We start from the raw sequence: 26,376 nt of genomic DNA on the forward strand, positions 1-26,376 counted from the left end.
TCCGTGGCAAACTCAATTAATCAAAGGAATTTGTCATGACTAAAAAACATTGGTCTAAATTTCAGTTACTTCACGAAGTTGTCAGTAACGAGAACATCCATATAAAAGGCACCCACAGCTACTACAGTGATTGTTGGGACAATGGGTTTGAAGAGTCCGTTGTCCGCTACTTACATGGGGATGAGGTAAGCAGACAATGGGAGCCGAGATGGGAGATAGACCAGCTTTATATCGGCGATTATGTTTGTATCGCGGCTGAAGCGGTTATCTTAATGGGGGGCAACCATAACCATAGTGTCGATTGGTTTTGTCTGTACCCATTTCTCGAAGATGTCGAGCGCTCGTATCAAAGTAAAGGTGACACAATCATTCATGATGGGGTTTGGATTGGCATGAGAGCGATGATCATGCCAGGTGTAACCATTGGTGAAGGTGCGGTTATCGCTGCTAATAGCGTGGTGACTAAAGATGTCGAGCCTTATGCGATGGTTGGTGGTAATCCGGCCAAGCACATCAAGTATCGATTTGAGCCAGAGAAGATAACAAAGCTGCTTGCGATGGAAATCTATCAATGGTCGGAAGAGAAGTTCTCGGCACTGCAAAGTTATTTGACCCAAGCTGATTTTGGAATGCTTGAAGGTGCGGTAAATCAGTACGATCAAAAGCACGACAAGTAGATTTGAATGATTATAATTAGGGCAGTGAGTGGGCTTGTGCTACACTCGCCGCCCTTTTCCGTTTCTATAAGAGTGTAACCATGAGCCTTAAGCAAGAACTACAAAACATCCACAACCGTCTAGATAACTGCAAACGTAAACTAGAGGCAGCCAAAGGCCGTGGTGACCAAGAAATGATCACTAAATTTACCAACGATATCGACAAGCTAACGAAAAAAGCGAACTCTATGAAGCATAAGCAGAGTTACGATATGAATAAAGAGCGTAAGAGCTTGTTGGATATGCCATTTTCTCGCGAGATTACCAAAGCAGAGCAAGCGGATATGGGTAAGTTGAAGAAGTCGGTTAAGGGATTAGTAGTGGTTCACCCAATGACCAAGCTGGGTAAAGAGCTGCAGCTTAAAGTGATGACAGGTTACGCACCGAAAAAATTCTAATCGGGATTTGAGATTTTAAAAAAGCGCCGCAATGGCGCTTTTTTTGTGTCTGTGAGATTTACACGACAACGACATTAACGCCTTGATTGCGCAGTGAGTCTAGAACGGTACCGTCTGCCGCTTCATCGGTAATTAAGGTATCTAGCTGGTTTGTCGTCGCCAGTAGCTTACCGCCATGTTTACCAATTTTGCTTCCATCGACGAGAGCAATCAAACGAGCGCCATACTCTAAGAGTTTTTTCTCTGCCATATACACTAGCAAATCTGAGGTATGGATTCCTGCTGCAGTGACGCCAGTTCCAGTGAAGAACACAAAGCGACTTTTGTGATCATCCGATGCTTCTTCATCAGGCGAGATGGTGATTTGACGCTCTGGCAGGTACTGTCCTCCGAGAATAATGATGCTCTGATGATCTTGTGTGATCAGGCTGTGAGCTAACGGCATAAAGTTAGTCACAACTTGAACATCACGCCCCGCTAAATACTGACCCATTAGAAACGTTGAGTTACTGCCACTAACAATAATACTGTCATGCTCATCACAAAGCTGTGCCGCCGCATGAGCGATTCGTTTTTTTGCTTCAACATTTTCAATATCACCTTCATGGGGAATAAAGCTGGAAGGAGTGTGGTGAGTGCCAGTGTCTGATCGCAGTGTTTCAGCACCGTTACGAATCTTCTTCAGTTTCCCGTCTTCAGCAAGCTTAGTGATATCTCGACGCGCCGTAGAAAGAGAAATATCCAACATAGCGACGTAATCGTTGGTGGTAATAAAAGTATGGCTTTCTAAATAGTCTAACAACCTTCTATGACGTTGGGCTTCATTCATATCTGTTACATCCTGATTTTTATTTTGAACTATTTTGACCGATTTTGACGTTTTGAGCAATTTAAATTTTAACTTGACGTGCTTTGAACTTTAAATGACGTTATTTTGTGATCTTTAGCAAATTAAGCGTCATAAAAAGTCATAATTGACTTTACATGACTGATTTTGACGGTTTATATTCATGTTGCGTCACAAAGAGTCAACGGAGGCCAAAGTGAACTATCAAGCTGTGATTATTGATTTAGATGGAACCCTACTAAATGATCGCAACCAGATCAGTGTGAACAATGTTGAAGCGATTCAACAAGCACAGAAAGAGGGGATAGTGGTGACGTTGGCGAGTGGGCGTCCACATGATTTGATGCTGCCTTATGCCGAGCAGCTTGGCATTTCCACGGCGATGATCTGTTGCAACGGCGCATACCACTATGACATGAACAAGAGAGCAATTGTTGATGCTAAGCCCTTTGAAAAAAAACAACTCTCAGAGCTGCTTGCCACACTGAACCTCGGTCACTTTGATTTCACTCTTTACACTAAGAGAGGCATCTTCAGCGCTAAGCCTTCTGAGCATTTCAATGGTCTTGAGGCGCAAGCTAGCAGCTTGGGCGTGAAGGTTAATATGGAAGTCATTCCATCGCTACATCAACTGCAAGAAAGATGTGGGGATGTCTATAAAGTGCTGGTTTCGAGCAGTGACAAACAGGCGCTAAGCGAGTTGAGAAGCGCACTACAACACACACTGCAAGCCGATTTATCGGCTCCGAATAAGTTGGACATTACCGCTATCGGTGCCAACAAAGGTCACTCTGCACTGAAGTGGCTCACAAACAACAATTTAAATCCAATTCAAACCATCGCATTTGGCGACGGAGACAACGACATCGAGTTGTTTAAAGCCGTCGGTGAACCCGTTGCGATGGACAATGCGAGTCCGGCACTTCGAGGAATCGCGAATCTCATTATCACAGATAACAACGGTTGCGGCATTGGCCAGTATTTACGACTGATCGTTCGTGAAGGCCAACACACATGCCAACACTCATTTAGCTACTAAGGAAATCTCATGAAAAAAGTAAAAATTGCTGCAGGTCTAGCGCACGTTGATTACGGTCATATGGCTGACATCGTAAAAGAAGTTTCAGATGCAGGTGCAGACTACATCCACTGTGATGCAGCAGATATGCATGATTTAAAAAATATGCAGCTAATGGGCGGGCATCAAATTGTTGAAGGTATTCGTCAGTACACTGACAAGCCAATTGAAGTACATGCGTACTTTAAAGATTGTGATCGTCTATTCGTTGAAAAAATCGCAGCGGCAGGGGCAGACATGCTTATCCTTCCAGCAGAAAACTTTCTGGGCGCACCACTCGCGTACATGATGAAGTACTGCCGCGACTACAACATGAAATTTGGTTTGACTGTCGGTTGTTTCACCCCTGTTTCTTTCGTTAAAGAAGCCATTTACTACCTAGATCGCTTGCACATTGTTATTCACGGTGTGAACAACGATGAGTGGTTATGGCGTGAATCAGCAATCGAAATGATTCGTGAAGCTCGCCAGCTTATTAACGAACGTAACCCTAATTGTGAATTGTGTGTCGATGGCGGTATCCGTAACCACAACCTAGAAGCTCTGCTGAAAGAAGACATCGACGTGATGGTTGCTTCAACCAATATCTTTGGTCATGAGAAAGGTATTACAGCAGGTGTGCATGACTTCCGTGCTGCATTGGACCAAGCAGAGAAAAACGTCGCAGCTGAAGTAGAACCGGCTTAATTGCCCGTTAAAGAATTTGGTGCCGGGCTGATGTTCCCCCGATATGCTCCGGCTTGGCACCTCTACCAAGGATTTTATCATGACACAATTTCAACATTATCAGCCGACCAAATTACTGTTTGGCGCGGGTGAAATTTCAAAAATTGGTCAGCTAGTCGCTCAGTACGGGAAACGCTGCCTTGTTGTCTCAGAGCCGATCTTTGATGCCGTCAAACCTGCTTATGATCGCATCTTTGCGCTGTTGGCAAGTGAAGGGATTACAGTGACACACTTTGATGGTGTGGTTCCTAACCCTCCAACCACGGTTGTCGAATTAGGCCGTCAAGTTGCTCAAGCGGCGGAGTGTGATGTCGTGCTTGCGGTGGGCGGCGGCTCATCAATTGATACTGCGAAAATCATCGCCGCAACCATCAAAGCACCTGACATCGATTGGACGCATTGGTTTAACACCTATGACTCTCCATTTGGTGACATTGCAGCCCTACCAGCCTCGGTTGTGCCGTTAATTGCGGTGCCAACAACTTCAGGTACTGGCTCTCAGGTCACTCAAGCAGCGGTGATTACTGACGTAGAACAGCACGCTAAGTTGACACTTTTCCATCCGCAGTTTTTCCCGGTTGAAGCAGTGATTGACCCAGAGTTAATGCTAACACTTCCACCGAGAATGACTGCGATGACTGGCTTTGATGCGTTTTCACATGCGTTTGAATCATTCACGGGCACTCGACCTTCGCCATTTGTTGACCAACTTGCGTTGCGTGCAATGAAGCTGGTGGTGGATAACTTACCAAAAGTGGTGGCAGACGGCTCTGATATTCAAGGTCGCTGCGAGCTTGCCACGGCTGATACATTAGGTGGTATTTCGCTAGCTAATGGCGGCGCAGGGGCTCCTCATCCACTGGGTGAGATTCTCGGCAGCCAGAAAACCAATTTGCCACATGGTCTGACATTAGCGGTTGTTTATCCCGCCTATGTCCAACTGCAATGGCGTAAGCAGCCAGAGCGATATGCACAAGTTGCCGAACTGTTTGGTGCCGTGGGAAGCACTGAAGAGAAAGCGCAATCTTTGGCAGGTCACTTGGTGAGTTTCTTACAAGACATTGGCTTGGAGTCAAACCTTACGCAAGTTGGGGTAAGTAAGCAAGATGTCGAGGCATTAGAGCCAGCATTCTGCTTTGACTTGCCATTGACGACGGGTGAAGAGATGAAGTCGATTCTTCATGCCAGCTTAGCATAAAGAAAATAGGAGTTTAGAGCATGGAAGGCAAAATGAGTGTGACAAAAACAAACCAGACGAATGTGGAAAGAGAGGACATGAGTTGTGGTCGTTTTCAAGCACTGATATTTGACTTCGATGGTCTTTTAGTCGATACGGAAAGCTGTATGTTCAGAGCTTGGGAAGCTTTGATGAAGCCATACGGTGTTGACGTTTCGCCTCTCCAGGTTGCTGGACTAGTTGGGAGCTCAGCGCCAGCAACCGCCCTTTATCATCTTTATCGCCGTCATTCCGGTCTGACCTATTCCGATCAGCAAATTCGCGAGCAAGTGTTAGAACTTGCCTATCAAAAAATCGAATCCATACCAGAGCGTGAGGGTGTACGCGACTATCTTAATTTTGCCAAACAAAAGCGGCTTAAGCTTGCGTTGGCAACAAGTTCGGAGCGCGAGCACTACATGCCAATCTTACAACGACTAGGGCTAGACGGTTACTTCGACTGCTTCACTGGCGCAGAAGAAATCTCGCCTCAGCGAAGAAAACCATGTCCTGATGTGTATCTAACTAGCCTCGCTAAATTGGGAGTCTCTGCCCATCAAGCCATTGCCTTTGAAGACTCTCCACCCGGAGTCACAGCGGCTCGATCAGCAGATATTTCTACGGTTGCGGTAACCAACCTGTTAACCCGGCATTTGGATGTGTCGCACGCCAATGTGGTGTTGTCGTCTATGAGCCAGTTATCGCTAGCAAATTTGATTGAACATTTATCGAGATAGAACCATGAACAAATTACAACAACTGAAAAAATACACCACCGTTGTCGCCGATACCGGTGACATTGATGCTATTGCTGCCTTTCAGCCTCAAGATGCAACGACTAACCCATCGCTCGTCCTTAAAGCGGCAGAAATGCCTCAGTACGATCATTTGATTGTTGATGCTGTTGCATGGGCGCAGCAACAAAGTGCTGACAAAGCGCAACAGGTGATTGACGCAAGTGACAAGTTGGCAGTCAATATTGGCGTCGAAATTCTAAAAACTGTACCGGGACGTATTTCAACGGAAGTCGATGCACGCTTATCTTTTGATAAACAAGCGAGCCTTGTAAAAGCACGCAAGTTGATTGCCATGTACCAAGAAGCAGGCATTGAGAAAGAGCGCATTTTGATCAAGCTAGCTTCCACTTGGGAAGGCATTCGCGCGGCACAAGTGCTAGAACAAGAGGGCATAAACTGTAACCTAACTTTGCTGTTTAACTTTGCGCAGGCAAAAGCATGTGCCGAAGCAGGTGCTTACTTAATTTCACCATTTGTTGGTCGTATTCTCGATTGGTACAAAACCAATACCGATAAGAAAGAGTACCTACCGTTTGAAGATCCGGGCGTTGTGTCAGTTTCTAAAATCTATAACTACTACAAAGACCACGGCTATAACACGGTAGTGATGGGCGCAAGCTTCCGCAATGCAGAAGAAGTGCTAGCGTTGGCGGGTTGTGACCGCTTGACCATTGGCCCAGCCATTCTAGACCAATTGGCGGCGCAAGAGGGTGACGTTGAACCGACACTGTTTGCTGCGCGCGATGAGGTGAAATCAGCACCTGTTGCGATGACTGAAGCTGAGTTTCGCTGGGAAATGAACCAAGATCCAATGGCAACAGAGAAGCTGTCTGAAGGTATCCGCAATTTTGCGGTCGATCAGGGCAAGCTAGAAGCCATGATTGAAGCGCGTCTGTAAGGAGTTTGACTATGATTTCACGTTCTAAACTTGCAGATACAATTCGTGTTCTAAGCATGGATGCGGTGCAAAAAGCGGGCTCAGGTCACCCTGGCGCGCCAATGGGTATGGCAGATATTGCCGAAGTTTTGTGGCGCAGCTTTTTAAAGCACAACCCGACCAATCCGAACTGGGCCGATCGCGATCGATTCATCTTGTCCAATGGTCACGGTTCAATGCTGATCTACAGCTTATTGCACCTAAGCGGTTATGACTTAACGATGGAAGATATTAAATCTTTCCGTCAGTTACACGCCAAAACGGCAGGCCACCCTGAGTATGGTTATGCTCCGGGTATTGAAACGACGACAGGTCCTTTAGGTCAAGGCATTACTAATGGTGTCGGCATGGCGTTGGCTGAGAAGGTGCTTGGTGAGCAGTTTAACCGCCCTGGCCATGACATTGTGGACCACTTCACTTATGTGTTTATGGGCGATGGTTGCATGATGGAAGGTATTTCCCACGAGGCATGTTCGCTCGCGGGTACGCTTGGCTTGGGTAAGTTGATTGCGTTTTGGGATGACAATGGTATTTCCATTGATGGCGAAGTGGATGGCTGGTTCTCTGACGATACGCCGAAGCGTTTTGAAGCTTATGGCTGGCACGTTATTTCTGACGTTGATGGACATAATTCTGAGGCGATTCATCAAGCGATCGTTGAAGCGCAGCAGGAAACAGGCAAGCCGACGCTAATTTGCTGCAAAACAATCATTGGTTTTGGTTCGCCGAACAAGTCTGCCAGCCATGATTGCCATGGAGCACCACTTGGTGATGATGAAGTCGCCTTAGTACGTCTTAACTTAGGTTGGGACTATGCACCATTTGAAATTCCGGCGGAAATCTACGCTGAATGGGATGGCAAAGAGGCGGGTAAAGATGCTGAAGCTCAATGGCAAAGTCGCTTCAACGAGTATCAACAAGCATTTCCTGAACTAGCCGCAGAATTTAAGCGCAGAGTCGAGGGTGATTTACCGGATAACTGGCAGCAAATCAGTCAAGATGTGATTGCGACGCTGCAAGCCAACCCTGCCACGATTGCGACACGTAAAGCGTCCCAAAACGCGCTTGAAGCTTTTGGCGCACATTTGCCTGAGTTCTTGGGCGGTTCTGCGGACTTAACCCCGTCGAACCTGACTAACTGGTCTGGCTCAAAAGCGATTAGCGCTCAAGATGCGTCGGGTAACTATCTAAGCTACGGCGTACGCGAATTTGCCATGTCTGCCATGATGAATGGTATTGCCTTACATGGTGGATTTATCCCGTATGGTGGCACCTTCTTGATGTTTATGGAGTATGCGCGTAACGCTCTGCGTATGGCGGCGCTAATGAAGCAGCGCAGCATCTTCGTCTATACCCATGATTCGATTGGCTTAGGTGAAGATGGCCCAACGCATCAACCTGTAGAACAAATCGCGTCGCTGCGCTTAACACCGAATATGAGCACTTGGCGCCCTTGTGACCAAGTGGAAACAGCGGTGGCATGGAAGTCGGCGATAGAGCGCAAAGAAGGTCCTACGTCACTGATTTTCTCGCGTCAGAATCTGGTTCAGTTCGAACGTGATCAAGCCACATTAAACGATGTCGCGAAAGGCGGTTATATCTTGTCTGATTGTGTTGGTGAGCCAGATCTTATCTTGATTGCGACAGGCTCTGAAGTAACACTCGCAATGCAAGCGAAACAGGCGCTCTCTAATGTGCGTTGCCGCGTCGTTTCAATGCCGTCGACAGACTTGTTCGAATCTCAAAGTGCTGACTATCGTCAAAAGGTACTACCGAGCTCTGTCACTAAACGCATCGCGATTGAAGCGGGTATTGCCGATTACTGGTTTAAGTACACAGGCCTGAATGGTGACATCATCGGTATGACAACCTTTGGTGAATCGGCACCAGCAGAGCAGCTATTTGAAATGTATGGCTTTACCGTCGACAACGTGGTGTCAAAAGCTAACGCATTGTTGGATCAGTGATTATGGGCATGGCACAGCGCTTTATTGAAATGCAAAGCTCAGATTGCCTGCGAACTAAGGCTGCGAAAGTGGCCTTAGAGCAAGTATTGAGCGTACTGACTCCTTCATCAGTGATTGGTATCGGCACTGGAGCGACGGTTGAAATATTTATTCACTTGCTCAAGCAAAGCGGCGCTGAGTTTTCTCACTGCGTTTCAAGCTCGGAGCGTTCGAGTAAAGCATTAAGCGAAGCGGGATTAGCAGAGCAACCTATCCGCTTATGTGAGCGAATTGATGTCTATGTAGATGGCATTGATGAAGGCTTAAGTAATGGCGTGACGGTAAAAGGTGGAGGCGCTGCCCTAGCACGCGAAAAAGTGCTCGCCACATTGGCAATGAGCTTTATCACCATCGCTGATAGCGGGCGACTAAAACTCACATTAGGCGCATTTCCACTGCCGATTGAAGTGTTGCCTGCCGCTGAGACTGCCGTTAGCCGCGCCTTGCAGAGCTTAGGTGGAACGCCTATCAGACGAGAAAATTGCATCACTGATAACGGCAATCTCATCCTTGACTGCTCAGGCCTTGATCTTAGTGAGCCAGAATCAACAGAAGCGGCGTTAAACAGCATTCCTGGCGTGGTCGAAAATGGCATTTTTGCTCGCAGGAAAGCGGATTTTATGGCGTTTTCAGATCAGGGTGGCGTGCACTGGTTAGCGAGAAATTGAGACTTGCGTAACAACTCTAATTATATCTTTATCAACAGTAAATAAATTAGGAACAAAAGATGACGGAACGCAATTTTTCCAACCTAGCGATAGAGTATTTTGAACACCGTACTGATGAATTACTCAGCGACTTATCTGGATTAATTGCTATTCCGTCAGTGCGTGATGAGAGCACCAAATCTCACTACGCACCGTTTGGTAAAGGTATTAGAGAAGCGTTTGATTACCTTATTAATTTTGCCATAAGAGAAGGGTTAGAAGTACGCGATCACCAAGGCTATGCAATGGACATTAGCTATGGTCAAGGTGAAGAAGAAATCGGCATTTTACATCACGTCGATATCGTCCCTGCAGGGGACGCAAGCCGTTGGAAAACGCCTCCGTTTGAACTTCACCAACAGGGCGCTTTGGTGTTTGGCCGAGGTGTAACGGATAACAAGGGGCCTCTTATGGCTTCGCTGTACATCCTCAAGATGTTTAAGCAGCTCAATGTACCGATGAAGCGGAAAATTCGCGTCATTATCGGTGGGGCTGAAGAGACAACTTGGGAATGTGTAGAGCATTATTTTCGTCATCAGCCGCAACCGGCTGTTGGCTTTTCTCCGGATGGCGACTTCCCAATCGTCAATGGAGAGAAAGGTATCTTGTATGCCGAGTTACAAAAAGAATTCCCACCTTTACGTGACTTAGGATGTTGCCAGATTCACCGGATTGAAAGTGAGCGAGACCGTACTTCAACGTGTCACCACCTTTCGGTTTGGTTTTCAGGACAACAGGCAGCAAGAGTGGCACAACACTTTGACAGTGTTGCCGAAGTAACTCAGCAGAAGGAGCTGTATCGCGTTGTATTGACAACGCCGTGGGAGAAATCTCGCAACCCGCATCGCGTCCCAAATTGTTTGGACAAGTTTATGACTGCGATGCGCCATGTTGAAGGGTTAGACGCAAACTCAAAAAGCTTAATTGAGTTGCTCGATTCTTGTTTTACAGAGTCGATTGATGGAGCGAAATTAGGGCTTGCGTATCACGATGAGGAAATGGGTAGCACCAGTTGCTGCGTCTCTTCTCTCAACCTTAACGAACATGGATACAACTTGGATTTTGATTTTCGGTTTCCTAAAGGACTGAGCATCGAAGAGACCCGTACCCAACTCCAACACTTATCCCAAAAGTATGGAGTGAGTTTCAACGAGCGACAGTACCTACCTCTATCTTACCTCTCACCCGAAAGTGCCCTTATCCAAGCGATGGGAAAAGCGTATTCCGAAGTTACGGGAATGGAATCTCAATGCTTTAGCAAAGGCGCGGCATCGTACGCGCGTGCGTTAAGCAATGGTGTGGCATTCGGACCTACTTTTCCAGGTGATGTGACTCATGTGCACGAGCCCAATGAACAGCTCAGCCTAGAGTCATTGAGAAAAGCAATAACAATATACGTGAAAGTTCTCATATCACTTCAGGAGTAAATTATGAGAGATAAGGTTCAAGCACTTGCTGGCGGCATGATGGTGTCTATCATCGTGTTGGTAATTGCAGGTATTTACATTGGTATTGGTGCGGGCGTTGTCAACCAAATGTCCAGCCAAGACTCTGTTATCTGGGCATTCTTCAAACTGATGTTGGATCTCGGTTTGATGGTAATGCGTAACCTACCACCATTCTTTGCCATTGGTTTGGCGTTCGCCCTTTCTAAATCAGAAAAAGGTTGGGCGGCGTTCACTGGCTTCACCATGTTTATGTGTTTCAACGTTGCTGTTGGCTCTATCGCCGCTTTCAACGGTTGGACACCAGAAACAACAAGCGTCGACTACCTAGTGAACGAACTCGGTTACGAGATGGTTGCCGCGCAAAACTTTAACTCGCTATGGGGTGAAAACCTAGGGGTATTCTCATACAACATGGGGATCTTCAGCGGTATCATCGTCGGCTGTTTAACGGCATGGCTACACAACCGTTTCTACAAATTTGAAATGCCTGCAATGCTGAGCTTCTTCTCTGGCCCTCGTGCGGTAGTGATCTTCTCTTACATGGCGATCATGCCAGTGGGATTAATTACCTACTACGCGTGGCCACCAATTGCTGGCGGTTTGCAGTCTATTACTACTCTGATTACGAGCTCTGGCATTTTTGGTTCTTTCTTGTTTGGTGTGTTCGATAAGGGCTTATTGCCGTTTGGTCTTCACCATCTGATTGCGTTCCCAATCGAATACACTCGCGTCGGCGGTGTGATGGAAATTGACGGCGTGATCTACGAAGGTGTTCGTAACATCATGAACGGCCAAATGAGCTCACCTGATGCGACTGGCTACATTACGCATAACTTCACCAGTGGTCGTATTCCAATCCAAATTGGTGGTCTAACAGGTGCTGCATACGCTATGTACGTTACGGCGAAAACGGAAAACCGCAAGAAAGTAGCAGCGATCATGGTCCCAGCGGTATTTACTGCCGCGGTTATCGGTATTACAGAGCCGCTAGAGTACACCTTCCTATTCGTTCAGCCATTCCTGTTCTTTGCTGTGCACGTGCCTTTAAATGGCCTTGCGTATGTCATTACTGAGATGATGGGCGTATCTATCCATGGTAACCAGTTACTGTTTATGGTGCCAAACTTACTGCAACCTGAGAAAGTACATGCATGGGCACTGCTGTGGATCATTCCGCTTTACTTCGTGATTTACTTCTACACCTTTAAGTTCTTTATCTTGAAGTTTGATTCGAAAACGCCGGGTCGTGAAGACGCTGATGAAGGTGATATCGCGCTGTATAGCAAAGAAGATTTCAAGAAGAAGCAGAAGCAAAACACCGCAGGGCTGCCAGTAGAGATCATCAAAGCACTTGGTGGCGCAGAGAACATTGAAAACGTTTCTAACTGCGCGACTCGACTACGTGTTTCACTCCATGACGAAACCTTGGCCGCAAGCGATGACTTCTGGAAGAAAGAGCTCAATGCCATCGGTGTTGTCCGTATGCCGAAAGGTATTCAAGTTATCTACGGTGCCAATGTGATTACCATAGCTTCAGGCATTAAAGAAGCGCTTGGCGTGGATTCCTAACTAAAAAAATAAATACCAATAACAACAAACTCCTCCTGTGGCTGATGGGCCACAGGCGGGACTCCTTGTGCCCAAAATATGGAAATTGAATAATGAAAACCATAACAAAATGTTCGCTTACCTTAATTGCATTGAGTATTTCCGGTGTCCTACATGCCAGTGAAGCAGAAACTCCCTCTTGGCCAGAGCGTAGCCCAATTGTGTTCTGGGGCGACCGCGCTAACGAAGATTGGAGCTATGTTGATAATCTAAAAGAGAGCGACAAGAGCTTCTCTGAAAAACTCAAACGTCTAGATATTACGGACGATGGTGAGTGGAAAGTCTCGTTTGCTGGTAACGTGAAACTGGCGTTTGATAATCGCTGGAATCATATGTACGACCCTGATGTACGTAAACACAACGAGCTTCGCTCACGAATGCATTTTTCAGCGGATGTGACTTATCAAGATTGGATGCGTGTGTTTGGTGAGATTCGCACTAACTATACCAACTTAGATGCTCCGGGTCCTGTCGATGATGCGGGTACGGATTTCCATCAATTCTTTACTGAATTCAAGCTACTTGATGATGGAGATCAGTATTTAAGTACTCGTCTAGGTCGCCAAGAGATCTATCTCAATGAGTGGCAAATGATGAACCGAGAACCCACTCCAGTTCAATCAAGTTGGAATGCCGTCAGCGCTAAGTACAGCGTCAATGGCATTAACTTTGATGCCTACTATGGTGAAGAGATCTTCCCGCTGTTTAAAGATGGCAGCTTCGGTGGTAACTGGGATGATAAAACCAACGGCAAGAAATCGACGGGCTTATTTGCTAACTGGGGAACAAGCTTTGGTGTGATGCAAGCTTATGTGATGAGCAATCAGCTAACTAACTCAAGCTTTGTCAATGCGCCAGACGGTGACGTGGATATCCAAGTGTTAGGCTTACATGCGCATAACTTCGTCGGTGAAGGCTTTGGCTACATGTTAGACGGCGTGTACCAGTTTGGTGATCACGCAGGTAAAGATATCTCGGCTTACATGGGGTATGCAGACCTTAACTACAACTGGAAAGCGGATTGGAACTACCGTGTGGGTATGAACCTTCACTATGCTTCTGGCTCGGATAAGAACAGTGATGAGGTGAATACCTTTAACCCACTTTGGACGGGTGACCCACTTGGCTTTGCCCATGATGGCGCTTACGGTAACGCCATGCAGCTCGGTGGTTACTCAGTGATTGAATACTCTCCAAAGCAAACCATTATTACGGGCTTTATGTCGACGTGGCGTGCCAATACAGATGACGCCATCTACACCCTAAACCAAGACGTGTTGTTCGGTGCAGACTCGGATGAGAAGTATGCTTATACCCAGTTCTATCTGCAGTTCCATAACTACATTACGGGTAACCTGAAAACGGAAGTGAACACCTACTATGCATTAGCAAGTGATTACACTCGTGACGTAGTCAGCACCGATAGCAAAGACGCAATGCGTGTCGAACTTGCTCTAATCTATAACTTCTAGTAAGTCCTATTTGATTGTCACGGAATGATGATCGTCTGTCTATTGCCCGACCTCAGGTCGGGCTTTTTTGTTAGAAACCAAACTTACCGTTTTGGTTCTTCCACTGAGATTGAGGAGCGATAGCTTCGATAACGTCCCAGTGCTCTACAATCTTGTTATTCTCAACCCTAAACAGGTCGTAGAATGAGGTATGTTTGCCTAGGAACTCGCCCTCGCTGATGGATAGCACGAAATTCCCTTGTCCAAGAATCTTGTGGTTTACATTGTAAATCATTGGAGTGCCTGCTTTTGCGAGCGCAGTTAGTGCTTTACCTAAACCACTTAGACCATCAGCAACCATCGCATTGTGTTGAATGTAGGCATTCTCTCCGTTATCGATAAACTGATTGATTTTTGCCATATCGCCATCGATCAAGATGGTCTGAACAAAATCAGTGACGAGTTGCTTATTCTGTTCTGTTTTCTCAATATCTAGTACTTGTGTCGGTCCGTCGAGTTGAGTGCGACCACTTGGGTTCATTGGCATAATGCTTTGTAAGTTATCCCAATGTTCGACGATTTTCCCATCTTCGAAGCGGAACACATCAAAGCCAACTTTGGGGCCAAAAAAGTTGTATTCGGTATGGGTGACAGCGTAGTCACCATCTTCGAAAGCTCGGACCACATTTGCCTTCGCACTGCCTTTGGGTAACGCTGCCATTACTTCGCCAAACCCAGCTAAACCATCACCTACAGCCAGATTATGTTGGATGTATTTGTTTGGGTTGATATAGCTAATTGCAGATTGGTCACCAGTTTCAATACTGGAGATAACCGCAACGGCTTTTTGCGTCTGGCTTGGGTCGGTTATCTCGGGTTGTGTTGCGCAAGCACTTAAACTCACTGCTGCCGCAACAAGCGTGGTTGTTTTTAATGTAGTTAACAAATTCATTCTGATATACCTCAATGTTGGCTCGAGAAACATGTTAGGGATATCGAATTAGCAAATCATTGTGCATTTAGGATAAAAAATGGTAGATATCGAACCCGTAAGCTTACGGGGTCACAATTTTGGAGTTGTGTGGTACTTGGCAAATTGACTCGGTGTCATTTGGCTATGCTTCTTAAAGAACTTTACGAAATTGCTTGCATCTTCAAAGCCAAATTCATAGGCAAGGTGTTGAGAGGTTGCTTGGTTCACCACTAACCGACGTTTGATTTCGATAATGACAAATGCGTCGATCAATTGCTTTACCGTTAAGTTCGTTGCTGATTTGCAGGTGAGATTGAGAGTTTTGTATGTTGTTCCTAGTTGATGCGCGTACCAGTTGGCGTCACGCGTTTTGTGGAAGTTGGCCTGAAGTTGTTCGAAAAAACGCGCAAACTTTGCGCTTTGTTCGTCAGACAACTTATCCTGAGGAACTTCAGGTCTTAACCGATGTAAAATGAGTGCGAGGGCTGAAAACAAATACATAACGATTAATGGATCAGGGTTAGGTTGCTTCATCTCTAGTTGCATTTGCTCTACCAATATATCTATTCGGCTTTTACTATTTACGTCGAGATCGAGCAGAGGAGAGTGGTGCGGATTTAAATGCGTAGGCGTGTAATTGGGCAAGCGCATATTGATATGGACTTGGTCGAGAAATGCTTGAGTGAAAATCAGCATTTTGCCTTTCGGCTGTTGACTAAAATCGAAAGCCTGAACTTGTTCACGTTGGACGAACAGAATTGAACCCGGTTTAAAAGGGTAGGGTTCAAAGTCGATATGGTGAATACCAGTGCCTTTTTGAATAAAAATCAAAGCAAAAAATGCAACACGGTGAGGTTCAGTTGGGTCGTGACGTAGCCCTTTTCTCTGGTAAAGGCTCTCTAGTTCAAAAATCTCTAACTCCGCATTGTTTGCCTTACGGTGGTTGAATGCAATTTCTGGAATTGTCATTAGCTGCTCCACAAAGTGCCCTATAGAGTAGATAATAGGAAAGCACCTCTTGAACGTAAGAGGTGCTTTAAATCCTCACTTAATAACCCATCAATTGCAGAAGGTTTTCAGCGGTTTTAATCGCCTCTTTGCGGTTAGCAATATTGAGCTTCTGATATAGGTTACGAATATGCGTTTTGATCGTTGTACCTGCAACATCGAGTTCTTGAGCTATCTGCTCGTTGCTAAACCCAGAATAGATCAGCCCCAGCACCTGCCACTCACGCTGAGTAAGCGGACTCGTACGAACAAGTTCTGGGATATTTGGGTGATTAACGAGCTTCTCAACAAACTCCTCATCGAAGTGAACGGAGCTGCTGCGTTGAGTCGTCGAAATATCTTTAAGCAACTGCTGTGCGCGATGGCGCTCTAGGTCGCCAAGTTCATCTTTCTGGTTAAGCTTCTCAAGAATATGACCAATCTTGGCGCCATCAACGAGGAAATTGCCCAACATACCAGTTTGATTGGTTAACTCCAACGCGCGTTTTAGGTGTTCACGTGCAGCTTCTTCATCATCTTGAGAAACGGCAAGTACTGCTTCAACAATCAAGTTTCGATTGGTATCAGTCAACAACTCGTTTTCTTGCGCTTGTTGCTGTAAGAATTCAAGTGTTTTGCCTGCATCTGCATATTGTTCTAGAGCGATTTGCGCGCGAGCGATATTGCGCCACTGCAGTTGAGTGAAGTGATTGCACGCCGTTTCAGGACGTACTGTGGTTTCAAGCCACTGTTGAATGGAGTCTAGATCGCCACGTGCTTGCCAGAACAGAATCAACGAAAGTGATGCATTGGCGGTCCAGTCAACATGGTAAGTAGATTGCTTAAGCAAGTGGGCGATTTGCTCGATAAATTTACCCGCTTTATCCAGTTCACCTCGGCCAATTGCAATACGTGCCAACATGGAATAGCTATGTAAGTGCTTACTCGGGCTATGGTCACCGAGAACATGCAGCCCTTTGTAGGCACACTCTTCTGCCTCATCTAGGCGGTTCCAGCACCACAGAATTTGCGCTCGGACACGTAGCAAAAACTCATGCAGAGGCACTTGCTGTAATTGATGCTCTTCGATGAGCTTGAAAGCGTTATCTTGAACTTCGTACGCCGCTTGAACATAGCCCTGAGCAATCAGAATTTCACTTTGTTGAAGCATTGCCCACAAGGCTTGATGATAGACCTGATATTGGCGAGCCAGTTTTTCGGTTTGCTGCATCATAGGCAGGGCGCGGCTTAGGTGCCCGAGTACGTGGTTAACTTCACCGACCACAGAGGTCGCAACAATTCGGCTGCGATAAACCGTACTATCTACTTGGCTAAGTGCCAGTTCAGCAAGTTCGAGCGCCTTCTCTGGCTCATCTTGGTTAATCGCGACCTGAGCACGTAGAGCATTGAACTCTCCCTGTTCCTTAGCACTTAATACGATGTTTAGTTGCTTCATCTGCTCATCGGCTCTCGACAATAAATCACCGACGTCGTTATATCTATGCTGACTTTGAGCCAACCAAGCTTGCAGCATGCAGAGTTTAGGCTCGCTATAAAGTTGCTCAGGGGTGAGGGTATTAATCGCTTGTTCAAGCGTGATTAGCTCTCCGCCGTTAAACATCTTCCAACCATACTGGCTTAAGATATCCGCTGTTAGTTGGCTGTTATTGGCTTCTTGAGCATGACGCAATGCTTGATGAGGCGAAGAGAGTTTCAACCAAGCTTTTGCTGCCGTCTGATGAAGTTGCTTTTCTTGTTGAGGGATACGCGCGGTACGCTCGTGTGCAAGGAATTCTGCAAACAGGTTGTGGAAGCGATACCAGTTTTGCTCGCCCTCTAGTGGGTGAATAAACAGGCCGAATCGGTTTAGTGACTCAATCATGCTAAGGGCATCTTCACGCTCTGTCAGCTCGCAGACCAACTGATCATTGAAATGATCCAGTACCGAACATTGAAGTAAGAAATGACGCGTTTCTTTGTCGAGAAGATCAAACACCTCTTCAACCAAGTAATCCCAAAGATGAGCGTGGTTAAACTGAGAGAAGGATTCTGCTGATTGAGCTAAGGTTTTATGCTGGTGCTGGGCTTGCAGAGCGATTAGCTGCAACGCCGATGGCCAGCCTTCGACATAGTTGCGTAGGTTATTTGCCGTGGCATCGTCAATGCCGTCTGCGACCCGTTGGTTAAAGAATCGAGTGGTTTCTTCGGTATCGAAAGCGAGCAATTCGTCTCCAATTTCGATCATCAGATCGCGAACACGAAGGTTAGCAGTCCCCAGTGGTGGTGCCGCGCGGCTAGTGACAACCAAAGTGACGTTATCAGGCATGTGTTTGAGGAAGAAGCGCATTGCCTCGTGAATTTCGTCTTCCGAAATTAGGTGGTAGTCATCCAGCACCAAATAACACTCTTGATGGAAATTCGACATTTCAGTGAAAACTTCGCCAAACAAGGAGTGAAGAGAAGAGAATTGACGCTTTTCTGCCAGCTTTTGTGAATTCGGGCAACAGCCATCCGTCGCTTTATTGAGCGCTTGTAGCAGGTAGTTGATGAAGCGGAATGAATCGTTATCGCTCTCATCAATACTGTACCAACCTACGTGTGATTTATCCGATAGCCATTGTGCGGCCATCGTGGTTTTTCCATAGCCGGCGGGAGATCTAAATAAAACCAGTTTGTAAAACGGGGCTTGTTGAAGGAGATCTAAAACTCTTGGCCTGACAATCGCATTATGTAAGCGAGCCGGGCGAGTTAATTTCGAAGGAATCCACATCTTTTTATCCCTATGCTATGCCCTATAGAGAGAGGGCCACGTGTTTCCAATTAGTTTGGTACGCTGCTGAGCAAATATTGTACAACTAAGCTTATTGGCAAGGATGTTACTTGAGAATAATCGCTACAGTTATTGATCGACGGCGGGTTTTTCGCGTAATTCACATTTTGATGCTAACTACGCCCTGTTTTTGTGATTCTTGTCACTTATCGGTGGGCTGAATAGTGGGATTTGAACGCCTGTTTGCACCAATAGCTGTGTAATTTGCATCATGTGATGATTCTTATTGTGACCGAGTATGCATATTGTTCAATTGGTTATGTTCCTCTACACATATCTTTAATACATCAGTTATAGGGTAAATGCGTTGATGGTGTGATCCTTATCACCAGAGCTCAGACGATGTTGAATTTAAATGAGAGTTAGATCACTGAGCCCTTGGTAATACGCCCTCTACGCCCTTCGTCCTCCTCCCAAATTGCCGTGTTGTAGGAGGATGTTTTGCTGTTCATGTCAATGCACGATATGGCACAGATGGATTAGAACCAATAAGTGAGATTTCTCTAATGAAACCTACGCAACAGAAAAATTTTGATAAAGCGACTTTCCAAGCTGACGTGAAAAAGCACCTTTCAGCAACTTACGCTAAGACTGAAGAGACAGCGACAGCGCGTGAGTGGTACTTAGCTATGGGCAAAGCGCTTGCTGAACTAACAACGTTTGACTTGCTTAAGACAGAGCAAGATCCAAAAATCAAAAACGCAAAAAGCGTTAACTACTTATCTCTAGAATTCCTAATTGGTCGTCTAACAGGTAATAACCTGATCAGCATGGGTCTATACGACCAAATCACTGATGCGATGGCTGAGCTTGGTCAAAACCTAACGGATCTACTTGAAGAAGAGCGTGACCCTTCACTAGGTAACGGTGGTCTAGGTCGCCTGGCAGCGTGTTTCATGGATTCGTGTGCTGCACAAGAATATCCGACAGTAGGTTACGGCCTACACTACGAATACGGTCTATTTAAACAATCATTCGAAGAAGGTCGTCAGCAAGAAGCACCAGACGCATGGCGCGGTATTGAAGGCTACCCTTGGGAAGTCGCGCGTCCTAAACTTGCACAAGAAATCGGCTTCTATGGTCATGTCGAAGTAACACATGAGAACGGTAAAGAAGTTCGTAAATGGGTACCGGGTATGAGTGTAAAAGCGATGCCTTGGGATCTTCCTATCGTGGGTTACGAGTCAGATACAGTTTACCCACTACGTCTTTGGGAATGTCAGGCAATTGCACCATTCTCACTAGCGAGCTTTAACAATGGTGACTACTTTGAAGCGCAGCACGCTCTGATTGATGCGGGCAACATTACTAAAGTTCTCTACCCGAATGATAACCACGAGAAAGGTAAAACTCTGCGTCTAATGCAGCAGTACTTCCACTCGGCGGCATCGGTACGCGACATTCTACGTCGTCATGAAGAAGCGGGTTTTGCTTTGGCAGATCTTCCTAAGCAAGAGACAATTCAGCTTAACGATACGCACCCAACAATTGCTATCCCAGAGCTAATGCGCATCCTGATCGACGAGAAAGGTCTATCCTGGGATAAAGCGTGGGACATCAGTGCAAATACTTTTGCCTACACTAACCACACGCTACTTCCAGAAGCATTAGAAACATGGCCAGAGTCGCTCATTCAGCGTCTACTACCTCGTCATATGGAAATCATCTTTGAAATCAACCACCGCTTCCTACAAGAAGTACGTAAGATGTGGCCTGGTGATGGTGAGAAGCAAGCGAAGCTGTCTATCATCCAAGAAGGTTTCAACCGCATGGTTCGCATGGCTAACCTTTGTGTTATCGGTTCTTACAAAGTCAACGGTGTGGCAGCGCTTCACTCAGAGCTTGTTAAGAAAGATCTATTCCCTGAGTTTAACGAAATCTTCCCAGGTAAACTGACTAACGTAACAAACGGTGTAACGCCTCGTCGTTGGTTGAAGTTCTGTAACCCAGGTCTGTCTCAGCTTATCACTGATAAGATTGGCAGCGAGTGGCCAGCAAAACTTGAGCAGTTAGAAGGTATTGCTGAGTTTGCAACTGACGCTAAGTTCCAACAGGAATTCATGGCAGTTAAGAAGCAAAACAAACAGCGCCTTGCTGATTGGGTTCAAGAGAACATGGGTATCGAGCTAGATACAAATGCTATCTTTGATGTTCAAATCAAACGTCTGCATGAGTACAAGCGTCAGCATCTAGACTTGCTACACATCTTGTCTCTGTACCACCGCATCATCAACGAACCTGGTTTTGAATGTACGCCACGCGTGTGTTTCTTCGCAGCGAAAGCAGCGCCAGGCTATCACCTAGCGAAAGAGATCATCTTCGCAGTGAACAAGGTAGCTGAGAAGATCAACAACGATCCGCGCATTGGCAACAAGCTGAAAGTGGTATTCATCCCAGACTACCGCGTAAGCATGGCTGAAATCATCATTCCAGCGGCTGACGTTTCGCAACAAATCTCGCTAGCGGGTAAAGAAGCATCAGGTACGGGTAACATGAAGATGGCGCTAAACGGCGCACTAACTATCGGTACTATGGATGGTGCGAACGTAGAGATTCGTGAAGAAGTTGGCGATGAAAACATCTACATCTTTGGTCTAGACGTTGAAGGCGTGCAAGCGGTGAAAGCGCAAGGTTACAACCCTTACGATTACTACCACGCAGACCCTCTATTGAAAGCATCGCTTGACCTACTTGCGGGCGAAGAGTTTACCCCAGGTCAACCAGGCCTACTTCGTGCCACATTCGATAGCTTGCTAGATGGTGGTGACCCATACTTATGTTTAGCTGATTTTGCTTCTTATGTTCAAGCACATGAAGATATGGGCAAACAATACAAAGACCAAGCGGGTTGGGCGAAGAAAGCCATATTGAACACCGCCTTGGTTGGTAAGTTCACCTCTGACCGTTCAATTAGAGACTACGTGAACAACATTTGGAAATTAGAAGCTGTTAAGCGCTAATTGATTAAAAAAGCCAAGGCTACGTGCCTTGGCTCTACTCTTTTTATAATGATTAATAACCCTACATTTTGAAGGTATTAGCAGTCCTTCGGAGAGAGCGATGAAACAAGATAACGCATTAAAACAAGTCGCTGAAATGGCGAGAATTGCCGACAGCTACGTTAGCGCGTGGGGAGATGAAGCTAAAGTTGAAGACGAAACCATTCGTCACTTACTTGCGTCTTTAGGCTATGACACGACAAATGATGAAACTCTTCTGAAATCAGCAGAGAAAAAGCATAAGAAAGATGTGCTAGACCCAGTACTGGTTGTCCGCGATGGTGAACCTGTCGAAGTGGCACTGAACCTAGGAGCGAGTGCTCGCGAAAGTGAGTTTAGCTGGCGCTTAGATACTGAGCAGGGAGAGGTACTTGAAGGCTATCTTCAATCGCAAATCGTACGCGATGAGCGCAAAGAGGGTGGCCCTTTAGTGTTTGCATTACCGAGAGATATCGCTTGGGGTTATCACAAGCTGACGATCACTCGTAAACGTCGTAAAGCCCCTTATGAGATGACATTGATTGTGACGCCAAAAGCGTGTTTCAAACAAGATGGCATCTTAAACGGCAAGAAAATGTGGGGGCCAAGTGTTCAGCTTTACACACTTCGCACTCAGCACAACTGGGGTATTGGTGATTTTGGTGACCTTAAACAGTTAGTTGCTGATATCGCATCACGCGGTGGTGATTTTGTTGGCTTAAACCCAATTCATTCATTGTTCCCGGCAAACCCAGAAGGGGCGAGCCCATACAGCCCGTCGTCACGCCGCTGGCTAAATATCATGTACATTGACGTTAGTTCTGTACCTGAGTTTGCGCTAAGCATTGAAGCGCAGCAAAAGGTGGGCAGTGCAGAGTTCCAACAACGCCTGCAAAAAGCACGCGAGTCACACTGGGTGAACTACACCGAAGTCTCTGATCTGAAAATGAGTGTTCTTCCTCAGCTATTTACTGAGTTTAAGAAACGTCACTTAGATAAAAATTCAGAGCGAGCGCAAACTTTCTTAGCCTTCGTTGAAGAGGGTGGCGAGAGCTTAGTTCATCAAGCTGCGTTTGATGCGCTTCACGCCAAACTGCACGCTGAAGATTCTAATGTTTGGGGCTGGCCTGTATTCCCTGAAAAGTACCGTAAGTTTGAAAACAGTGCGGTGCAAAGTTTCATCGAACAAAACCAAGATCAAGTTCATCTTTACATGTATCTACAATGGGTTGCCGATACTCAGATTAAAGAAGCGCAAGCTTTGGCTGAAGAAAAAGGCATGTCAGTGGGTCTTTACCGTGACTTGGCTGTGGGTGTGGCGGATTCAGGCTCAGAAACTTGGGCGGATGATGGCAACCTAATCATGGATGCAAGCATCGGTGCTCCACCAGATATCCTTGGTCCACTGGGTCAAAACTGGGGACTACCTCCACTTAACCCACAAGTGCTGCAAGCGACTGGCTACGATGCATACATTAAGCTGCTACGCGCGAACATGAAACACTGTGGCGCACTGCGTATTGACCACGTGTTAGGTCTGCTACGTTTATGGTGGATTCCTAAAGGTGAAAACGCTACTAAGGGCGCTTACATCTACTACCCAGTGGAAGACATGCTAGCGATTCTGGCGTTAGAGTCGCATCGCTATCAATGTAGCGTAATTGGTGAAGATTTGGGTACTGTGCCTGATGAAATCGTTGAGATTCTACGTGATGCTGGCGTTCATTCATACAAGGTCTTCTTCTTTGAAACGTCTGAAGATGACGGCGGCTTTATTTCACCTGCTCATTACGCAGAGCAATCTATGTCTGCCTTGTGTACTCACGATATGCCAACGCTACGTGGTTTCTGGCATTGTGAAGACCTTAAAATGGGTGAAGAACTTGGCCTATATCCTGACGCAGAGCAGCTCAAAGGTCTGTTCGCTGACCGTCTAGAATGTAAGCAAGGTATCCTTGATTCAGTGGCATGGCATGGTTACCTACCAGAAGGTGTAGGACGTGATGCGCAATATGTGCCAATGGACTCTTACCTAGCGGAAGCACTTCAACTTCATGTTGCAGCGGGCTCTTCGACACTGCTCAGCGTCCAGCTGGAAGATTGGCTTGAAATGGACAAGCCAGTTAACATCCCAGGCACGGTCGATGAGTATCCAAACTGGCGTCGTAAACTGTCGATGAATCTCGACGAAGTATTCGCGCATGAAGGGGTTAATCGCATTGCTCACAAGCTCACCGAAGTTCGAGCGAAAGTAAGCAAATAGTCGTCTAATTGCAGTTCATACATAGAAAATTTTAGGTTGTATCACTCTATGTAGAGCCGGAATTCGGTAAACTGTTGTAACGCTAATTAAGCCCGCTGCATAGCGGGCTTTTTGGGTCATATGACCTGTCAATACGACAACTAATCTTATTTGGATTATGAAAGTTAGGTTAGGGAGAGAAGTAACTTGAAAACAACAACGTTAGATAAGGCGACAAAGATATATAACCGGCTTTCACACGCTACCTTTGCTGACCCATTTTCGTTTATCGGGCCGTTTATCGATCCAGAGCACGGCGCTTTGCGTGTATGGATGCCAGGTGCTGATAAAGTTGAATTAGTGATCGAAGATCAGAGGGTAGAACTTGAAAGGGAAGATGCCTCTGGCTTTATCCTTAAACAAGAGCAAGATTTGCATTTAACGCACTACTTGCTTGCTGTCGATTGGAATGGCACCGAGCAATTGGTGGATGATCCTTATCAGTATCACAACATTTACGCTGAATATGATGATCTGCATACGCCTAAAGAAATGTACAAGCATATGGGCGCGCAGTTTATGACGCTTGAGCGTGGTGGCAAACAGATTTCAGGTATCCGTTTCTTGGTATACGCACCGCATGCTTCTGCGTGTAGTTTGGTGGGTGAGTTCAACCAGTGGGATGGACGTCGCACGCCTATGCAGCGTCTCGATTATGGTATCTGGGGTATCTTTATTCCAAATCTCCCTGAAGGTACTCAATACAAGTTTGAGTTAAAAGGACCAAATGGTGAAGGCTTACCTCATAAGGCTGATCCTTGGGGCGCATTTGCGGAGCAGTATCCTTCTTTTTCCTCAGTGACTTACGATCATAGCCGTTACCAATGGCAAGATGAGCAATGGCAAAATCGTCCGGTGACGGAAAAGCGCAAAGAAGCGCTCTCGTTCTATGAACTGCATGCAGGTTCTTGGCGTCGTGGTGCGAATGGTGACTTCCTAAACTACCGTGAATTGGCTGAGCAGTTAATCCCTTATCTTGTCGATATGGGCTACACCCACATCGAATTGATGCCTGTTTCCGAGCATCCATTCTATGGTTCTTGGGGTTATCAGCCTGTGGGTTTATTTGCGCCAACCAGTCGTTTTGGTACACCAGATGACTTTAAATACTTCGTCGATCAGTGTCACCAGGCCGGTCTAGGTGTGGTACTTGATTGGGTGCCAGCGCACTTCCCATCAGATGATCACGGCTTAGCCAATTTTGATGGTACGCCTTTATTCCACGACCCAGATCCACGTCGCGGTTGGCACCAAGATTGGAACTCATACATCTACGACCTTGGCCGTGAACATGTAAGACGTTTCTTAGTTTCTAATGCATTGTATTGGTTTGAGCAGTTCCACATTGATGGCATTCGAGTCGATGCAGTGGCGTCTATGTTGTACCTCGATTACTCACGTAGCCATGACCAATGGATTCCAAATGTTGATGGTGGCAATGAAAACTACGATGCGATTGCCACGTTGAAATGGATGAATGAGGAAGTGTACAAATACTTCCCGAATGCAATGACGATTGCAGAAGAATCGACCGCATTCCCGGGAGTGTCAGCACCTACCTTTATGGGCGGTTTAGGCTTTGGGTTTAAGTGGAATATGGGCTGGATGCACGACTCTTTGTCTTACATTCAAGAAGATCCAATTCACCGTCAATACCATCACAATACGATTACCTTCCCACTGGTTTATGCCCACAGTGAGAACTATGTACTGTCGCTATCACACGATGAAGTGGTTTACGGTAAAGGTTCGATTCACAATAAGATGCCTGGCGATGAGTGGCAGCAAACAGCCAACTTGCGTGCGTATCTTGGTTATATGTACGCGCAACCGGGTAAAAAGCTTAACTTTATGGGCGCAGAATTTGGTCAGACTGCGGAATGGAACCATGACGATCAACTGCAATGGTTCCTGCTTGATTTTGAACGCCATCAAGGGGTTCAGGCGTTGACTCGCGATCTCAATAAGCTATACAGCAGCGAGAAAGCGATGCATGAGCTAGATTGCGAACCGCGTGGCTTTGAGTGGCGATTGCAAGATGCCGCTGAAGCGTCGATTTTGGCTCATGAACGCTTGAGCGATAGTGGAGAGCGTGTTCTTGTTGTGACCAATTTTACTCCTGTTCCACATGAAGAGTTTAGATTGGGCGTACCGCACAAAGGAACATATCAATTGCTGCTTAACACTGATGACAACAAATACCACGGTAGTGGATTTGAAGTGTTAAACTCGGTGACGAGCGAAGAGGTAGCAAGCGAGGGCTTAGAGCAGTCGATTCACCTTAGATTGCCGCCGTTAGCGACCGTCTTTTACAAGTTAGATTAGTGATTTAAGCCCAGTGAAAACTGGGCTTTTTTAGCTCTGACATTTG

At 46.2% G+C, this 26,376-nt stretch carries 19 protein-coding genes; 15 read left to right on the forward strand and 4 right to left on the reverse strand.

Annotated features, from left to right (window positions below):
* The first annotated feature begins 35 nt into the window (after positions 1-35).
* Both AC5O63_RS05335 and AC5O63_RS05340 read left to right on the forward strand, forming a co-directional pair.
* Positions 36-677 (forward strand): CatB-related O-acetyltransferase, encoded by a 642-nt coding sequence (locus AC5O63_RS05335; protein ID WP_494504182.1) that lies wholly within the window; start codon positions 36-38, stop codon positions 675-677.
* A gap of 80 nt (positions 678-757) precedes the next feature.
* Complete coding sequence (locus AC5O63_RS05340; RefSeq protein WP_004743013.1) at positions 758-1,114, forward strand: YibL family ribosome-associated protein; 357 nt, start codon at positions 758-760, stop codon at positions 1,112-1,114.
* A gap of 58 nt (positions 1,115-1,172) precedes the next feature.
* On the opposite strand, the gene ulaR is transcribed toward AC5O63_RS05340, so the two are convergent.
* Positions 1,173-1,943: an HTH-type transcriptional regulator UlaR gene (gene ulaR / locus AC5O63_RS05345; protein ID WP_272787680.1), complete on the reverse strand. Its 771-nt coding sequence runs from the start codon at positions 1,941-1,943 to the stop codon at positions 1,173-1,175.
* Between the two features lie 214 nt (positions 1,944-2,157).
* Between ulaR and AC5O63_RS05350 the strand changes: the two genes are divergently transcribed.
* From AC5O63_RS05350 to AC5O63_RS05395, 10 genes are all read left to right on the forward strand, one after another.
* Complete coding sequence (locus AC5O63_RS05350) at positions 2,158-3,000, forward strand: HAD family hydrolase (protein WP_494504575.1); 843 nt, start codon at positions 2,158-2,160, stop codon at positions 2,998-3,000.
* Positions 3,001-3,009: 9 nt separating this feature from the next.
* On the forward strand, positions 3,010-3,726 hold the full coding sequence (locus AC5O63_RS05355) for a ribulose-phosphate 3-epimerase (protein WP_069668620.1): 717 nt from the start codon (positions 3,010-3,012) through the stop codon (positions 3,724-3,726).
* A 79-nt stretch (positions 3,727-3,805) separates the two neighbouring features.
* Positions 3,806-4,963, forward strand: a complete 1,158-nt coding sequence (locus tag AC5O63_RS05360) for an iron-containing alcohol dehydrogenase (protein WP_494504183.1) — start codon at positions 3,806-3,808, stop codon at positions 4,961-4,963.
* A gap of 20 nt (positions 4,964-4,983) precedes the next feature.
* The gene (locus AC5O63_RS05365) at positions 4,984-5,718 is read left to right on the forward strand and encodes an HAD family hydrolase (protein WP_004743018.1); all 735 of its coding nucleotides are present in this window, start codon (positions 4,984-4,986) and stop codon (positions 5,716-5,718) included.
* Between the two features lie 4 nt (positions 5,719-5,722).
* Positions 5,723-6,676, forward strand: a complete 954-nt coding sequence (gene tal, locus AC5O63_RS05370) for a transaldolase (RefSeq protein WP_494504184.1) — start codon at positions 5,723-5,725, stop codon at positions 6,674-6,676.
* 11 nt (positions 6,677-6,687) lie between these two features.
* Complete coding sequence (gene tkt / locus AC5O63_RS05375; RefSeq protein ID WP_494504185.1) at positions 6,688-8,682, forward strand: transketolase; 1,995 nt, start codon at positions 6,688-6,690, stop codon at positions 8,680-8,682.
* A gap of 2 nt (positions 8,683-8,684) precedes the next feature.
* Positions 8,685-9,389: a ribose-5-phosphate isomerase RpiA gene (gene rpiA / locus AC5O63_RS05380; RefSeq protein ID WP_494504186.1), complete on the forward strand. Its 705-nt coding sequence runs from the start codon at positions 8,685-8,687 to the stop codon at positions 9,387-9,389.
* Positions 9,390-9,448: 59 nt separating this feature from the next.
* Positions 9,449-10,855 carry a Sapep family Mn(2+)-dependent dipeptidase gene (locus AC5O63_RS05385; protein ID WP_494504187.1) on the forward strand — a complete coding sequence of 469 codons (1,407 nt, stop codon included), beginning with the start codon at positions 9,449-9,451 and terminating at the stop codon, positions 10,853-10,855.
* A gap of 3 nt (positions 10,856-10,858) precedes the next feature.
* Complete coding sequence (locus AC5O63_RS05390; RefSeq protein WP_004743024.1) at positions 10,859-12,445, forward strand: PTS transporter subunit EIIC; 1,587 nt, start codon at positions 10,859-10,861, stop codon at positions 12,443-12,445.
* Between the two features lie 92 nt (positions 12,446-12,537).
* Positions 12,538-13,956: an alginate export family protein gene (locus tag AC5O63_RS05395; RefSeq protein WP_494504188.1), complete on the forward strand. Its 1,419-nt coding sequence runs from the start codon at positions 12,538-12,540 to the stop codon at positions 13,954-13,956.
* 70 nt (positions 13,957-14,026) lie between these two features.
* Here AC5O63_RS05395 and AC5O63_RS05400 read toward each other — a convergent pair whose 3' ends face one another.
* From AC5O63_RS05400 to malT, 3 genes are all read right to left on the reverse strand, one after another.
* Positions 14,027-14,887, reverse strand: coding sequence for a nuclear transport factor 2 family protein (locus AC5O63_RS05400; protein ID WP_494504189.1), 861 nt, complete (start codon positions 14,885-14,887; stop codon positions 14,027-14,029).
* Between the two features lie 111 nt (positions 14,888-14,998).
* On the reverse strand, positions 14,999-15,877 hold the full coding sequence (locus AC5O63_RS05405) for an AraC family transcriptional regulator (protein ID WP_494504190.1): 879 nt from the start codon (positions 15,875-15,877) through the stop codon (positions 14,999-15,001).
* A 79-nt stretch (positions 15,878-15,956) separates the two neighbouring features.
* A complete protein-coding gene (malT, locus tag AC5O63_RS05410) occupies positions 15,957-18,665 on the reverse strand; it encodes an HTH-type transcriptional regulator MalT (RefSeq protein ID WP_494504191.1) in 2,709 nt (902 codons plus the stop codon).
* A 566-nt stretch (positions 18,666-19,231) separates the two neighbouring features.
* On the opposite strand from malT, the gene AC5O63_RS05415 reads away from it, so the two are divergent.
* From AC5O63_RS05415 to glgB, 3 genes are all read left to right on the forward strand, one after another.
* Positions 19,232-21,685 (forward strand): glycogen/starch/alpha-glucan phosphorylase, encoded by a 2,454-nt coding sequence (locus tag AC5O63_RS05415; protein ID WP_494504192.1) that lies wholly within the window; start codon positions 19,232-19,234, stop codon positions 21,683-21,685.
* A 100-nt stretch (positions 21,686-21,785) separates the two neighbouring features.
* A complete protein-coding gene (malQ, locus tag AC5O63_RS05420; RefSeq protein WP_494504193.1) occupies positions 21,786-23,966 on the forward strand; it encodes a 4-alpha-glucanotransferase in 2,181 nt (726 codons plus the stop codon).
* Positions 23,967-24,152: 186 nt separating this feature from the next.
* The gene (gene glgB, locus AC5O63_RS05425; protein ID WP_494504194.1) at positions 24,153-26,330 is read left to right on the forward strand and encodes a 1,4-alpha-glucan branching protein GlgB; all 2,178 of its coding nucleotides are present in this window, start codon (positions 24,153-24,155) and stop codon (positions 26,328-26,330) included.
* Positions 26,331-26,376: the final 46 nt, after the last annotated feature.

Source organism: Vibrio sp. SCP2 (assembly GCF_059295395.1).

Excerpts from the sequence above, each read along its gene's own strand:
- AC5O63_RS05360 (WP_494504183.1), top strand. The coding sequence starts at position 3,806 with ATGACACAATTTCAACATTATCAGCCGACCAAATTACTGTTTGGCGCG.
- AC5O63_RS05385 (WP_494504187.1), top strand. The coding sequence starts at position 9,449 with ATGACGGAACGCAATTTTTCCAACCTAGCGATAGAGTATTTTGAACAC.
- malT (WP_494504191.1), bottom strand. The coding sequence starts at position 18,665 with ATGTGGATTCCTTCGAAATTAACTCGCCCGGCTCGCTTACATAATGCG.
- rpiA (WP_494504186.1), top strand. The coding sequence starts at position 8,685 with ATGGGCATGGCACAGCGCTTTATTGAAATGCAAAGCTCAGATTGCCTG.
- AC5O63_RS05335 (WP_494504182.1), top strand. The coding sequence starts at position 36 with ATGACTAAAAAACATTGGTCTAAATTTCAGTTACTTCACGAAGTTGTC.
- AC5O63_RS05395 (WP_494504188.1), top strand. The coding sequence starts at position 12,538 with ATGAAAACCATAACAAAATGTTCGCTTACCTTAATTGCATTGAGTATT.
- tkt (WP_494504185.1), top strand. The coding sequence starts at position 6,688 with ATGATTTCACGTTCTAAACTTGCAGATACAATTCGTGTTCTAAGCATG.
- AC5O63_RS05390 (WP_004743024.1), top strand. The coding sequence starts at position 10,859 with ATGAGAGATAAGGTTCAAGCACTTGCTGGCGGCATGATGGTGTCTATC.
- tal (WP_494504184.1), top strand. The coding sequence starts at position 5,723 with ATGAACAAATTACAACAACTGAAAAAATACACCACCGTTGTCGCCGAT.
- AC5O63_RS05340 (WP_004743013.1), top strand. The coding sequence starts at position 758 with ATGAGCCTTAAGCAAGAACTACAAAACATCCACAACCGTCTAGATAAC.
- AC5O63_RS05405 (WP_494504190.1), bottom strand. The coding sequence starts at position 15,877 with ATGACAATTCCAGAAATTGCATTCAACCACCGTAAGGCAAACAATGCG.
- AC5O63_RS05365 (WP_004743018.1), top strand. The coding sequence starts at position 4,984 with ATGGAAGGCAAAATGAGTGTGACAAAAACAAACCAGACGAATGTGGAA.
- ulaR (WP_272787680.1), bottom strand. The coding sequence starts at position 1,943 with ATGAATGAAGCCCAACGTCATAGAAGGTTGTTAGACTATTTAGAAAGC.
- AC5O63_RS05355 (WP_069668620.1), top strand. The coding sequence starts at position 3,010 with ATGAAAAAAGTAAAAATTGCTGCAGGTCTAGCGCACGTTGATTACGGT.
- malQ (WP_494504193.1), top strand. The coding sequence starts at position 21,786 with ATGAAACAAGATAACGCATTAAAACAAGTCGCTGAAATGGCGAGAATT.
- AC5O63_RS05400 (WP_494504189.1), bottom strand. The coding sequence starts at position 14,887 with ATGAATTTGTTAACTACATTAAAAACAACCACGCTTGTTGCGGCAGCA.
- AC5O63_RS05415 (WP_494504192.1), top strand. The coding sequence starts at position 19,232 with ATGAAACCTACGCAACAGAAAAATTTTGATAAAGCGACTTTCCAAGCT.